Annotated in this window: 12 protein-coding genes; 5 read left to right on the forward strand and 7 right to left on the reverse strand. The window is 36.7% G+C overall.

All coding sequences use genetic code 11. From position 1 onward, the window contains the following. Positions 1 to 32 precede the first annotated feature (32 nt). Positions 33 to 1,079 (reverse strand): zinc-binding alcohol dehydrogenase family protein, encoded by a 1,047-nt coding sequence (locus tag JZO69_RS10275; protein WP_207112786.1) that lies wholly within the window; start codon positions 1,077 to 1,079, stop codon positions 33 to 35. Positions 1,080 to 1,394: 315 nt separating this feature from the next. On the opposite strand from JZO69_RS10275, the gene JZO69_RS10280 reads away from it, so the two are divergent. The 4 genes from JZO69_RS10280 to JZO69_RS10295 all read left to right on the forward strand — a co-directional run bounded on the left by JZO69_RS10280 (position 1,395) and on the right by JZO69_RS10295 (position 6,758). After that, positions 1,395 to 2,336 carry an AAA family ATPase gene (locus JZO69_RS10280; protein ID WP_207112787.1) on the forward strand — a complete coding sequence of 314 codons (942 nt, stop codon included), beginning with the start codon at positions 1,395 to 1,397 and terminating at the stop codon, positions 2,334 to 2,336. Between the two features lie 2 nt (positions 2,337 to 2,338). After that, positions 2,339 to 3,415 (forward strand): DUF58 domain-containing protein, encoded by a 1,077-nt coding sequence (locus JZO69_RS10285; protein WP_207112788.1) that lies wholly within the window; start codon positions 2,339 to 2,341, stop codon positions 3,413 to 3,415. Further along, positions 3,405 to 5,579: a DUF4129 domain-containing transglutaminase family protein gene (locus tag JZO69_RS10290; protein WP_207112789.1), complete on the forward strand. Its 2,175-nt coding sequence runs from the start codon at positions 3,405 to 3,407 to the stop codon at positions 5,577 to 5,579. Before JZO69_RS10285 ends, JZO69_RS10290 begins: the two co-directional genes overlap by 11 nt. Before the next feature lie 78 nt (positions 5,580 to 5,657). Then, positions 5,658 to 6,758 (forward strand): NAD(P)/FAD-dependent oxidoreductase, encoded by a 1,101-nt coding sequence (locus tag JZO69_RS10295; RefSeq protein ID WP_207112790.1) that lies wholly within the window; start codon positions 5,658 to 5,660, stop codon positions 6,756 to 6,758. Positions 6,759 to 6,825: 67 nt separating this feature from the next. Here the strand turns inward: JZO69_RS10295 and JZO69_RS10300 are convergent, their stop codons facing one another. After that, positions 6,826 to 7,215 carry a YbgA family protein gene (locus tag JZO69_RS10300; RefSeq protein ID WP_207112791.1) on the reverse strand — a complete coding sequence of 130 codons (390 nt, stop codon included), beginning with the start codon at positions 7,213 to 7,215 and terminating at the stop codon, positions 6,826 to 6,828. A gap of 222 nt (positions 7,216 to 7,437) precedes the next feature. On the opposite strand from JZO69_RS10300, the gene JZO69_RS10305 reads away from it, so the two are divergent. Beyond that, the gene (locus JZO69_RS10305; RefSeq protein ID WP_207112792.1) at positions 7,438 to 8,907 is read left to right on the forward strand and encodes a peptide MFS transporter; all 1,470 of its coding nucleotides are present in this window, start codon (positions 7,438 to 7,440) and stop codon (positions 8,905 to 8,907) included. Positions 8,908 to 8,967: 60 nt separating this feature from the next. Here JZO69_RS10305 and JZO69_RS10310 read toward each other — a convergent pair whose 3' ends face one another. The 5 genes from JZO69_RS10310 to JZO69_RS10330 form a co-directional block, all read right to left on the reverse strand. Then, positions 8,968 to 10,131 (reverse strand): cation:proton antiporter, encoded by a 1,164-nt coding sequence (locus JZO69_RS10310; RefSeq protein WP_207112793.1) that lies wholly within the window; start codon positions 10,129 to 10,131, stop codon positions 8,968 to 8,970. Positions 10,132 to 10,275: 144 nt separating this feature from the next. Next, a complete protein-coding gene (efp, locus tag JZO69_RS10315) occupies positions 10,276 to 10,839 on the reverse strand; it encodes an elongation factor P (protein ID WP_010762469.1) in 564 nt (187 codons plus the stop codon). Between the two features lie 286 nt (positions 10,840 to 11,125). After that, a complete protein-coding gene (locus tag JZO69_RS10320) occupies positions 11,126 to 11,584 on the reverse strand; it encodes a nucleoside deaminase (protein ID WP_207112794.1) in 459 nt (152 codons plus the stop codon). After that, on the reverse strand, positions 11,581 to 13,023 hold the full coding sequence (locus JZO69_RS10325; RefSeq protein ID WP_207112795.1) for a cytosine permease: 1,443 nt from the start codon (positions 13,021 to 13,023) through the stop codon (positions 11,581 to 11,583). The genes JZO69_RS10320 and JZO69_RS10325 overlap by 4 nt, the downstream gene beginning before the upstream one ends. Before the next feature lie 24 nt (positions 13,024 to 13,047). Then, complete coding sequence (locus JZO69_RS10330) at positions 13,048 to 14,190, reverse strand: ankyrin repeat domain-containing protein (RefSeq protein WP_207112796.1); 1,143 nt, start codon at positions 14,188 to 14,190, stop codon at positions 13,048 to 13,050. Positions 14,191 to 14,205: the final 15 nt, after the last annotated feature.

Consider the following 14,205-nt stretch of genomic DNA (forward strand, 5'->3'; position numbering starts at 1 on the left):
CTTTTTTATTTCTCAAAAAAATCAACAGATTTCTATAAACTTCCTCCATTAAACGGACCACTGATCACAACTTTCCCATTCATATGACCTGTTTCAACGTCGGCTGTTGCTTTTTTAATATTTTCAGCATTGATACCTGTTGCGTACGTTCTTTTTAGTGTCGTCTTTAGTTTCTTTTCATCAGCCAACTTGGCGATTAAAGCTAGTATTTCACCTTGTGTTTCGATTTGATAATTAAAATCAGTTTTGGCAAACATATACTCCCAATCAAAGCTGACTGACTTATTTTTTAATAAGCTAATATCTAATGCGGTATCTAAACCAACGATTGTGCCGATATGCCCGAACGGGCGAATCAATTCCGCTACCCTCTCAAAATAAAAACTGATATTAAATAATACGGCAGCATAATCGACAGAAGTAACTCCCAAATTTTCTAAACTATCCTTGATATTTTCATGATAATCAACAGGATGAACTACTCCATTTTCTTTTAGCCAGTCAAAATTTGCAGGACTTGCTGTAGCATAAACAGTTAATCCAGCCCAATGAGCAAGCTGAGTTAAAATCGATCCCACACCGCCAGCTCCATTGATTACTAAAATCGACTTGTCCTGATTGGCATTTTCTTTTGGAATTAGACCAAATTTATCAAATAATAACTCATAGGATGTCAACGAAGTTAATGGCAAGGCAGCAGCTTCTTCCTTGCTTAGATTTTTAGGTGCCAAAGCTGCGATTCGTTCATCTACTAATTGATACTCTTGATTGCTGCCCGCTCGCTTGGTTGTACCTGCATAAAACACACGATCGCCAATAGTAAATTTCTCAACATTTTTACCGACAGAAACAACCTCTCCTACGCCATCAAAACCAAGTACATGTAACTGACTTTGGTGCTTTGCTGTTTGCCTTAATTTAGTATCTATAGGATTGACAGAAACGGCTTTTACCTTTACAAGAATATCGCGCTCGTTCGAGCTTGGAATCGGTTGGCGTTCATTGATAAAGCTTGCTTCATTTCCAATTGGCAGTCCTTCATAAAAACCGACAGCATTCATTTGTTCATTCGTATCCATCAGTTGTCCTCCTTTTGGGTTCATACTAATTAGTATGAACCCAATCTGTTACGATTGATATTTATCTGCTTTATGGCGATATAATTTTCTATGCTTGTTTTGCTTTAGCTACAACAAAACCACTTATGGTTTTACATTTCACCAAAATTTTCAACTGCTCCTTTAAGAAATTCTTATAACACCTTGAACTGAACTAGTGTTATCTATACAATAAAAGAACACACTTTATTTTCAATTAGAGTTGCATAAACTGACTACACGTTTATCTTCTCTTATTTCACTTACACGTTTAAACTAAGGAGGCAATAATTACTTATGCTTGAATCAGCACATAACAAAATCACCTTATTGATTGATGAAATGGAAAAAGTTATTCTGGGAAAACGGGATGTGCTTCAATTGACTGTTACCGCTTTCTTATCGGGCGGACATGTTTTATTTGAAGATGTTCCTGGTGTTGGGAAAACCATGATGGTTAAAATATTAGCCAAAGCAACTCACGGTAACTACAATAGGGTTCAGTTCACGCCAGATTTACTGCCTAGCGATATTTTAGGAGTTTCTGTTTATAATAATTCTTCTCAAACATTTGAATTTCATAAAGGTCCTGTCTTTACAACAGTTTTACTAGCCGATGAGATCAATCGTACGACACCAAGAACTCAGGCTGCTTTATTGGAAGCAATGTCTGAAAAACATATAACCATTGATAATTACACGTATCCACTAGATGATCATTTCTTCGTGTTAGCTACTCAAAATCCATTAGACTATGAAGGAACTTATCCTTTACCTGAAGCTCAGTTAGATCGTTTTTTATTTAAGCTTCATATTGGTTATCCTGAATTTACGGATGAACTTGATTTAATCTTGAATCAATCGGGCGCCGAGTTAAATCATGTACAGCAAATTCTTGATACTGCTGAAATTAGTCACTTAAAAAGATTAGTGGAAGAAATTTACATTGATCCAAACGTCGCCAGATATGCCCTTCAATTAGTTCAGGCTACTCGTACTCATAAACATATCGCCCTTGGAATCAGTCCTCGTGGGTCGATTTCTTTTGTAAGGGCAGCCAAAGCATTTGCTTTAACTGAAGGACGTTCTTATGTTACGCCAAGCGATCTTCAACACATTTTACCAGCCACCTTTGGTCATCGCTTATTATTGAAAAACGGACAAACAGCTTCTAGAGAGCAGTTACAGGAGATTTTTGACCAAATACTTGGACATGTCCCTGTTCCTGTTAGGAAATAACGATGAAACAAAATATGATCACTATTTTTATAAGAACAATCGGCATTTTTTGTTTTTATATTGCTGTTTTTCTTTATGCGATAATTTTTAATAATTCCACCGGCTGGCTACTGTTATTCTTTTTAACGTTTTTATTATTATGTGACCTTTTTACTTTATTTCTATCATTAAAAAAAATTCAGGTTCAATCAACTGAGAGTAAGTTTTACGCAGTCAATCAGCCGAATCAAATCAAAGTAGTTCTCTTTCGTTATCGGCCAACACTGCTTCGACTACCTATACTAACGCTTTGGATCAAGGATACTACGCAAGCTAAAAAACAGTTTTTAACCTTATATTCTGGGCGAAAAAAAGAACTGACGTTGGACTGGCAGCCAACGCAAAGAGGCGTTTTTCAACAGCTACCTCTTGTTTTCATTTGTTCTGATTTATTTGGTCTTTTCTCTAAAAGATCCATATTGAATTTAGCTGGTCCTTTTGTGGTTATGCCCATTTTACAGCTGGATTTGGCAGAGCGGTTATACCAACAATTGTTAGTTGCTCAACCTACCTTTTCTAAAGATTTTGGTTGTCCCTCTTTTTCGATTAGAAATTTTCGTGACTACCAAATTGGTGATTCCTTTCATTCGATTGATTGGAAACAATCTGGAAAAAGAAATGAATTGATCGTTAAAGAATATGAACAGGAAACCGAGACTGGGACTCATTTTTTATTTTATGGATTATCTCATGAGAACTTTGAACAGCTGCTTTCTGTTTACTATTCGTTTATTCAGGTAGTTGAAAATAAGCTTTCCTTTCAACAAACGATCATGGCTGATTTTCCTAATTCTACACCAAAAGATCACGTATTAGCAGCAATCGATCCTTTACTTGAAGAAATGAGTTTACCGACTGTTTCTAATAAAAAACTAGTTGTTTTCAGTCCAACAAAAACAAACTGGCTAGATGAACAACTTTATGTATTAAATCGAAACAATGATCTCTATTTAGTCACCTTTGAAGGAGCGGATCTTTGTTTGTATTGGAAAGATCAAGTTTTCTTCATCGATAAAGGAGGTCAGCCTTTTGAAGACTAGAATCAAACAAAAATGGCCTTTTGCTATTCTTAGTTTTGTTATGTTGGCAGCGGCAAGTTTACCTTTTTTAAACGTTTATCATTTAAAGCAAATTAATTCCTCTTTTTTTATTGGAATACTGGCACTGATTTGCTTTATTACACTAATTATTAAGCGTAATCTGATACGGTTTCCTCTTTATCTATTGAGCTATCTGTTTACTTTGTATTGCTATTTTCCTTTACACCAATCTTTCGGCTTTACTTGGCTGGGAACTTTTCTTCAAAAGAATCTTCAAATCTATGGCAAAATGCTTACGGGAGAAGTTAATTATTTACCTGACGTCATTGCTTTGTCTATTATTTTATTTTTATTGATTCTTTTGTCTGTTTTGTTTATTCAGTATGAACGCTGGACACTCGGCTATTTATTGCTCATTAGCTACCTGTTTATGTTGGCTGTCTTTAACCAACTAAATTTTGGCATTGAGGTAATGATAATCACTAGCGCTGCCGTCCTTTTTTATCGATTTAAGCGTTCTAAAATAATAGGCATTGGAAAAGAAAAAAGAGCTTTGATTCTTTTAAGTGGATTTATTTTGTTTTTAATTGCAGGAAGCGCCTATATTTTTTTACTTGTATTCCCTCAAACTAAAAATGTTATTTTTACCCAGACTGCTGCAGTTCGCACATATATGAGCCAGCAAGGTGTTTATCAGCACATCGCTCAATATGGTTCCGAGGGCATTTCCAGCTCTGGTTTTAGTAATAATGACACTCAGCTAGGCGGTCCGCTAAATGACGATCAAACCGTCGTTTTCACCGCTAAGCAGAAAAAAGAACATTATTGGCGCGTTGAAACTAAATATAATTATACTGGAAAAGGATGGAACGATACCTCAGAATCCGCTATTTCAGATACTGTAAATCCTTTAAGCGTGTTGGAAAAGCCAGAATACCAAGGTGCATTTGGACCAGAAATGACGATTACCTTGTCATTTAACAACCCTATAGACTATTTGCCTTATCCTTATGGAAATATTTCAGCATCTTTGGATAACATAGGTCAAACAGAACAATTCAAAGAGAAACAGCGCATCAATCTTTTAACTAAGCCTAAAACCGTACAACTTACTTGGCAAGAACCTGAATTCTCACTAGATGCGTTAGAACAAGTTCCTTATCAGCTTTCCAAAGAAACTCAAACCGTACAAATACCAACAAAGATGCCTAAACAAATTCAAGAATTAGCTATTTCATTGACTGAAAATCAAGATACTCTTTATGGGAAAGTCAAAGCCATTGAACACTATTTAAAAATAGGCGGCGGCTACCGCTATTCAAAAGTAGATACACCTTTTACACCGGAAAATGAAGATTATGTTGATTATTTTCTTTTTGAATCCAAGGTTGGATATTGTGATAATTTTTCCAGTGCAATGACGATTATGCTTCGCTCACTGGGCATTTCTAGTCGTTGGGCAAAAGGCTTTAGTTCAGGAACCATGACCAGTAACAAAGACGGCGAGTATTCAGAATATACCATTAGAAATAATGATGCTCATTCTTGGACAGAAGTTTATTTTGAAGGGTATGGTTGGCTGCCATTTGAACCGACACCAAGTTTTACGAATAATGCAAGCCCAAGTGCTGTTACTAAAAACTCTACAGTTGATAGTAAATATACAGAAACTAGCACGGAGTCTTCATCATCTAAAGAAGCACCAAAAACAACGACAACAATTTCAAGTAGCGTAGACAAAGTATCTGAAAAAACCTCACAAAAAACCGGTTTCGCTAATTGGCGCTCAAACTTACATTGGATTTTGCTTGGTTTATTGATCCTTTTAGCAGCTATCGGCGGTTTCTTTTTGCACAAGTACTTTTTCTTACTTTATTTTAGTCTTTATCGCAAAGTTCAACCTAAACAATTCACTGGGGCTTACATGATCGTTCTGCACAAAGCAGAGCAAATTTTGTATCGTCAGGCAAATGAACCATTAACGCATTATGCGAAACGTTTTGAACAAAAACATCCGCACTTTGAAGGTCGTTTTATCCAGTTGACAGAAGTATATGAACAGACACTTTATGCCGGTGCCAAACCCAAGGAAAATGAATATACCGTTTTATTGAAGGATGTGGCAAAATCGGTAGCTGACTTAAAGAAAGAGGCTAGAGGGTAATTCAAGAACACTTGCATCGTCTACAAACTTATGTAAAAATGAATTACTTAATTCAGATTTATAAAAAAGGAGTTACTTATGAAAAAATTAGCAATCATCGGTGGCGGGATCATTGGCCTGACTTTAGCCAACTATATCGATTTAAAAAAATATAACGTAACCTTGTATGATAATCCTGTCGGACAAGCGACTAAAGCTAGCGCTGGGATTATCTCTCCTTGGCTTTCTAAACGCCGAAATAAAAAATGGTATCAATTAGCAAAAGATGGTGCCGCGTTTTACCCAAAACTAGTCCAAGATTTTGCTCTGTCAGAAAGTGTTTATCAAAAAACTGGCACCTTAATTCTTAGAAAAGATGGTGAACTTGAGTCTTTAATGGATTTAGCCCTAGAAAGAAAACAAGCAGCTCCTGAAATTGGTGATATCCAGTTATTAACTGCACAACAGGTACAAGAAAAACTGCCTTTATTAAATGCACAGCCTGCACTATTTATCACTGGCGGTGGAAAATTAGACGGCGCTAGCTACTTAAAAACATTGAGAAAGCGGGCAATACTTCAAAATATAACCTTAAAAACATGCTCTGTCCAGCTAAGTCAAGTGCAAGATCATTGGCATGTCAGTACACCGATAGAAACAGAAGATTTTGATATGGTTGCAATCTGTGCAGGTCCTGGTCTTCCCTCTTTATTAGAACCACTTGGCTATAAAACTGATATTCGACCACAAAAAGGTCAATTATTAGCTTTTGATACACCTTACAAAAAGAGTAGCAGTTGGCCTGTAGCGATGTTGGATGGTGAAAGTGATTTGATTCCTTTTGAAAACGGTCAAATTTTAGTAGGAGCCACGCATGAAAATGATGCTGGTTTTGATTTAGCTCCAACGCAAGAGGCTTTTTCTATGTTGCAGCAAAAAACGGTACCCTTCCTGGCTAACTCGAGATTTTTCGAAGAATTTCCTGCTGCTTATCGCGTTGGAACTCGCGCTTATACATCAGACTTTGCGCCATTTTTCAACTGCTTACCGAATGATCCCACGGTCATTGTTGCTAGCGGATTAGGTTCTTCTGGTTTAACAACAGGTCCTTACATCGGTTACCTACTAGCAACTTATTTTAATTCAGGGAAAAATGATTGGCACAACTATCAAAAAACGATCGATCATTATTTGAAGTAAATCAAAATAAAAGCAACTAACTTCAAAAAAACTGGGACATAATTCATAGAGTTATGTTCCAGTTTTTTTATTTGTATTGCGCTTCATTAAACAGGATTTTCGAATGTAGCAAGTATTGCTCTTGATATTTTATAGCTAATTCTTTTAAAAAAGGCAACAATTCATCTTGTTCTACAGAAAACGATGCAATCAATGCGTTGTATTTTTTCCGTTCAGCTTCGGTGGCTTTCGTTTTAAAATATCCCCAGATATGCTGATACGCGTTCAACACATTTCCTTTTTTAAGTGGTGCAGCTAATGCATGCTGAAGATAAAAGCGAAAAGCCTGCTCTTTTTCTTCATTCCATCTATCATCTGCAAATAGTTTTCTGATTGCGCGATAATCCTGTTGGGATTTCGATAAAATCAAATACTTTAATGTTGCCCATTCTTGTTGCCTTTTTGCTATTACGGTCAAAAAAATCTCCCCTCTCTTAAAGGATTAAACCATTTATCCTTTGAATTTTATTTCTTAATATGAAAAACAAATGAATAAATATCCATTTTTTCTTATAGTCTAATCATTAAATTTTATGTATTTTACAAGAGTAACAGTTTACAATTATTCCATGTATTTTTTTCAGAAACGCTAGGTTAAATAAATTTTCTGAATATTAAAAAAGAATTGAGGTTATTACTTATGGACGAGCAGCAGTTAGACAAATCATTTTTGGGACAGCCCAAAGGATTGTCTACACTCTTCTTTACTGAGATGTGGGAAAGATTTAGTTATTATGGTATGCGGGCAATTTTACTCTATTATATCTATGATACAGTATCAAATGGCGGTTTAGGCTTACCGAAAGAAACAGCTTTAGCCATCATGTCGATCTATGGTTCATTGGTTTTTATGTCCAGTATTATTGGCGGTTGGATTTCTGACCGAGTGTTAGGTGCTAGGAAAACTGTTTTTTATGGCGGCGTGTTTATTATGGTCGGCCACATTGTTCTGGCTACACCGTTTGGCATTGCAGCACTCTTTCTTTCCATTCTTTTGATTGTGATAGGTACCGGGATGTTAAAACCAAATGTCTCCGGCATGGTTGGTCATCTCTATTCAAAAACAGACACACGTCGTGATGCTGGTTTCTCAATTTTTTATATGGGGATCAATATCGGCGCATTGTTGGCACCGTTTGTCGTTGGAACATTAGGTCAAACATATAATTATCACGTTGGGTTCTCTGTTGCAGCTTTCGGTATGTTTTTTGGCTTAATTCAGTATTATTTACAAGGTAAAAAATCATTAGCAGGAATTGGTTTAAAACCTACCAATCCCATGGATACTAAAGAACGCAAGAAATTTACGCGCTCGTTATTGCTAGCGGTTCTTGTAGCTGTTGTTCTTTTCGGTGGTGCATTTATTTTAAATCGTTTAACAATTGCTTTCTTTATCAACTGTGTCAGTCTTTTGGGGATTTTATTACCCGTCTACTATTTTATTAAAATGCTGACTTCTAAAAACGTAACTGATGAAGAAAAACCACGAGTACTTGGTTATATTCCATTATTTCTAGCTGGAATCGTTTTTTGGTCATTGGAAGAACAAGGTTCTTCTATTTTAGCACTGTTTGCTAATGAACGGACAAATGATACATTGTTTGGTTTTTCAATTGCACCTAGTTGGTTCCAATCGTTAAATCCAATTTTTGTCGTTGTTTTAACACCAATATTTGTAACTTTATGGACACGATTAGGAAAAAGACAGCCTTCCACAGTTGTTAAATTCTCATTAGGTTTAGTTTTTGCTGGTCTGTCTTTTGTACTTTTGATGTTGCCAGGCTTACTTTATGGTACTGATACAAGAGTTAGCCCTTTATGGTTATTCTTTAGTTTCTTCATTATGATTGTAGGGGAAATGTGCATTTCACCTGTTGGTCTGTCGATTACAACAAAACTTGCACCTAAAGCCTTTGAATCACAAACAGTCGCAATTTGGCTATTGGCAGATGCCGCTTCACAAGCTATCAATGCTCAAATCGCGCGTTTTTACACACCTCAAACTGAATCAGCGTATTTCGGTATTGTCGGAATCGTAGCTGTTATTGCTGGTATATTACTGATTCTTTCTAAGAATCCAATCAAAAAATTAATGGGTTCTATCCACTAAAATAAAACAGTTTCTACCAAAGCCTGTTTCATTCGGCTTTGGTGGAAACTGTTTTTTATCCTAGTAATTAAGTTGCTTTTCTTGTTTCATGATCGTCGCTTTTAACAACAATGGTGCAATGATCGTCGTAGCAATAATAACAATGATCACAGAAGAATAATACTCTTCTGAAAGGAAACTTGAGGTCAATCCTACTTGGGCAATAATCAGCGCCATTTCCCCTCTAGATACCATTCCTGAACCGATAATCAATGTTGAAACACCTTTAAATCCAGTAACTCTAGCACCCAATGCTCCGCCCACTAATTTTGATAATACAGCTACGAGTGTGAGAATAACAATAAAAAGAAAATGCTTAGACATTCCAGCAAATGTCATATTTAACCCGATAGAAACAAAAAACATCGGAATAAATACGGCATAGCCAATCGTCTCTAATTTTTCATCAACTTGTTTACGGTAATCTGTTTGAGCAATCGCAACACCTGCAAAAAATGCGCCAATGATCGCTCCCATATCCAACATTTCTGCAAAATAAGCAAAGCCTAAACAAATAACTAAAGAAATAGCAGAAACAGCTTCGATGGCAATCAACTTTTTACTTAAATTCAATAACCACGGTACAAGCCACTTACTCGCTGCAAAAATCACAACAAAGAAGAAGACTTTCAACAATAAAACTTCCCACATCGGCAAACTAGCCCCTGGCGTAGAGCGATTCATCAAGCTCAGCATGATCCCTAAGATCAAAACCACAACTATATCATCGACAACTGCTGCACCAAGGATCGTCGCACCTTCTTCGCTGTCTATTTTTTTTAAGTCTTTTAGCACTTGAACCGAAATACTAACAGATGTTGCACTAAAAAGAACCCCTAGAAAAATCGAATTCTGAACGGAAAACTGAAACATTTCTCCAACGCCAAACCCCATCGCCGCAGGAAACACAATCCCTAAAAGCGCGACTGATAAGGCTGGCCGCCAATATTTTTTCAATAATTCCAAATCACTTTCCAAACCTGCAATAAACATTAAAATAATAACACCGATTTCTGAAAAATAATGCATAAAATCATCTGGTTTGATCCAGCCTAATAATGCTGGCCCAATCAAAATACCGACTAACAATTCCCCAATGACAGAAGGAACCCCCACTCGATTACAAAAATGCCCAGCAAGTTTTGTGAATAATAAGACCAGACACAATGTTAATAGAAAACCCATATTTCTCTCCCTTTCTACTTATAAAAATATATAACTTATTGTACCATGCCAACTGAATTTAGTAGTTACGAAAGGATTATTACACTACAAGTACAATAAAAAACTGACAGATTGATTTCTCACCTGTCAGCTATTTCATTCAACTTATTTTGATGCACGTTTTAGATACGTACCTTCTTGTGTATTGATTTCTAATGATTCATCCGCTTCGATAAAATCAGGCACATTGACTACTAAGCCTGTTTCCATGATTGCTGGTTTACCAGAACCTGAGACAGTTGCCCCTTTGATTGATGGTTGTGTTTCTTTTACTTTTAAGACAACTGTTGTTGGAAGTGTGATCCCAATTACTTCTGATCCGTAAAATTGGATTTTTACTTCCATATTTTCTAGAAGATACTTTAATTCATATTCAATCACAGAAGTTGGAATTTCATATTGTTCATATGTTTCTAAATCCATGAAGTTGGCTGTATCATCTTGGCTATAAAGATATTGAACTGGTTTGCTTTCGATGAAGGCTTTTTTCACTTTATCATCAGGACGCATTGTTGTATCTGTTGTAGCTCCTGTACGAACGTCTTTTAGTTTCATACGCATAACGGTATTTCCTTTACCAGGTTTGTGGTGGCTAGCATCCATTACGCGGATTAATTTACCGTCTTGTTCAAAAGTCATACCTGCTTTAAGATCGCTTACTGCTATCATGTTATTTTCTCCTCTTTCTTTAAGTTTCGACGTAAAAAACTGATCGAAACGTTAGTGTAGTGCCTCTAGGCTAGAGATCCTTCTTAAAAAATTCTTCTCAACCATTGTAGCAGATTACTAGCGGATATTCTAGAGAATACGTTATTTGGATTCATTTTTTTGTAGTAAAGCCTTGTAAAATCTTATTTGCAAAGAAAAAAGTGATTGAGTGATAACTCTTTGAGTCATATCCCAATCACACAAAATTTAAATAAATAGAGATAACAAAAGTAGCCTAAACTTCTTTCTACACGTCGTTCGAATTAATCTCCTCAAATTTTTGCCACAAAGAATCACACTCTGGACATCCCTCCGTATGAATCATCGCTAACGAAGACTGATCTGAGCCATCTAAATAGCTCCGTAAATGCATATCCGAAAAGCCGTGTTTCGCAGCATCTTCTCTGGTATTTGAATAATAAACCGTTTTGATGCCTGCCCATAAAATAGCTCCTACACACATCGGACAAGGTTCACACGTCGCATAAATTTCGCAATCAGATAAATCCATCGTATTTAACTTTTTACACGCTTCTCTCACCGCGACCATTTCTGCATGAGCAGAGGGATCTGTATCTCTCATCATTGTATTACTGACAGAAACAATCACCTCACCATTTCTAACTAGGGTTGCTCCAAATGGTCTACCAAATTTCTGTTCCATTCCAGCAACTGTGGCATCTGCTGCCATTTTCATATAGTTCATGCTTTTTCTCCCTTCCTTACTTTACTCAGAACACTATATACAACAAATGAAAAGATCAAACCTGAAAAGAAAGCAAAGTCATTGATTGTTTTTAACAACGATACGGATTGTAAAAATGCACCCGACATAGTGATCACAAAGCTTGTCGCTAAAGTGATCATGGCTTTTTTGTTGTAGCCTGATTTAAACTCGCCAAGCGCCCCATTTTCAACATAAATATTGTCCAAATTGATCACTTGTTTGTGTTCGATATAAAAGCTAGCTAACATGATTCCAGCAATTGGTCCAAACATTGAGCCGATAAAACTGTAGAAGTAAAATAACGTTGAGGCGTTTTCTACTAATTTCCAAGGTAAAATCATCGTACCAATGATAGCCGTCAAAACGCCTGCTTTTTTCACATCTAACACTTTTGGAAACAAGGAAGACATTTGCAAACCTGCCGGGAATAAATTACCGAACACTACAAAGGCTAAAGCACCCATATTCAAAGCTAGTATCAAAACAAAGACAGCAAAGGTATTATCAATTTTATCAAATGAATTGACGATATTAAAAATCGGTTCGCCAAAAGCAATTTGAGTCCCTGCAATCAACCCAACACATGTAATAGCAAATAGGATATAAGAAAGAATAAAGCCTAATGGCAATCCAATGATCATAGCTTTGGGGGTTTTTGCTTTTTGAGTAAAGTCGCCAATATTAACGATTGGTCCCGCCCAGTTTGACACCAGTGCACTCACACAAGCGATAAAAACAATTGGACTACTCGTTGCATTTGCAGGTGAATAAGCTAAAATCGGACCAAATCCTCCAGCAATTTGAATCGTCCACACCGCTGCGCCAATAATAAATACATATACGATTGGTGAAGACCAGTTACCAAATTTATCCAACACTTTTGTTCCACCTAAAAACAAAGCAACAGTCACACACCAAACGATCAAATAACTTAACATCGTAGGAGCAGGCATCCCTAAGATCGTCATTCCACCACCAATACTCATATAACTAGGAAAAATCCGGCTAAACAAAACATCTAAAGATTGCGCACTTACCACACTTTGGGTTCCAAAGAAAACCACACCAGCAATCAAGCCTCGACATAAGGACGGAATAATTGCTCCTTTCACTCCAAAAACAGAACGCAACAACATGGGAAACGGCAAGCCATACTTTGCAGATGCCACGCCATTTAAGACATAAAACGTCGAAACAATCACCGCAGATAACATGACAGCTGCCAAGACTTGCTTCGTATTTAATCCTAGTAAGAAAAAGCCTGCCACCGTCATATAAGAAAGAATATTGTGCACTGCACCCATCCATAAAGTCACATAGTTAAAGATGCCCCAATTTTTGTCTGCGCCTGTTTTCGGTAAAAGTTCTGCGGAATATGTCGGTGCTGTATCAATAATTTGTTTTTCTACTGATTCCATCGTATTTTCCTCCAATACATTTCTTTAGTTTTTTACTAATTGAAGTGATTGTTCAAGGTGTTCTGAAAATAATGGATTTTCTGGATTGATCTTTATTGCTTGTTCCATTGCTTCGATCGCTTCTTGATGGCGATTCAAGCTACGGAGACTATTTGCTTTATGAAAATAGAAATCAACTCTATTTGGGTAATCTTTTATCAAACGATCCATCAGTTGAATCGCTTCTTCATGTCGACCAAGTTCTCTTAAAAAATTTGATTTATGATAGCGGTAAAAGAAACTTTGATCTGTTTTGATCGCTTGATCATATGTTTGAAGTGCTTTATCTACTTCTCCCATCATACGGTAACTATTTCCGACATAAAAAGCAAATTCATTGTCTAGGCGCAATCCTTTTTCGTAGTACTCAATAGCCCTTTGGTACTCTTTTAGTCGTTGATACGTATAGCCTAGATAATAAAGAACCGCTAAATCTGTTTGATCTTGTTCCTCTAATACTTTAAGTGCTAAAAGTAATTCATCTTTACGCAAATAAGTCCGTATCTCATGGAAAACCACTTCTTCTACTTCTTGTTTTTCTAAAATAGCGATCAGTTCCTTATTCCCTGTTTCTTTTGCGTAATCTAGCGCATTTTCACCAGTATCATCTACTTGTTCAACATCAGCTTGATGCTGAACAAGTTCACGAATCACATCTCGATATAAGAATCCGCCATTGCCTAAAATCGTTGCTTCTAATAATGCAGACCAGCTTAAACGATTGACGTGATTGACTGGTACACCAGCAGCTAAACACAACTGAACGGTTCTTAAATAACCTTTTTCGCTGGAAGGTAGTAACGCAGTGCCTCCAAAGCGATTGACTGAAGCTAAATCAGCTTGCCCTGACCGAAGAAGCTCTTTAACGATTTCGTCAAAGCCATTAGCCGCAGCGCAAATGAACGGTGTAAGCAATGTATGGTCTCGTTGATTTACGTCTGCGCCAAAAGTAAGCAATTCTTTGACGATTGGCAAATTATTTTGCTGTACCGCCAGCATTAACGGCGATCTACCTGCTTCATCTGTCAACGAAACATCACTGCCTTCGTTTAATAAATGTGTAACTTTTTCAATTTGTTTATGCTTTACTGCCTGAACTAATCGTTGGTTTTCTTTTACAGCATCCATAGTTTTACTCCTTTC

Source organism: Candidatus Enterococcus ikei (assembly GCF_017316105.1).
Classification (GTDB): domain Bacteria; phylum Bacillota; class Bacilli; order Lactobacillales; family Enterococcaceae; genus Enterococcus_L; species Enterococcus_L ikei.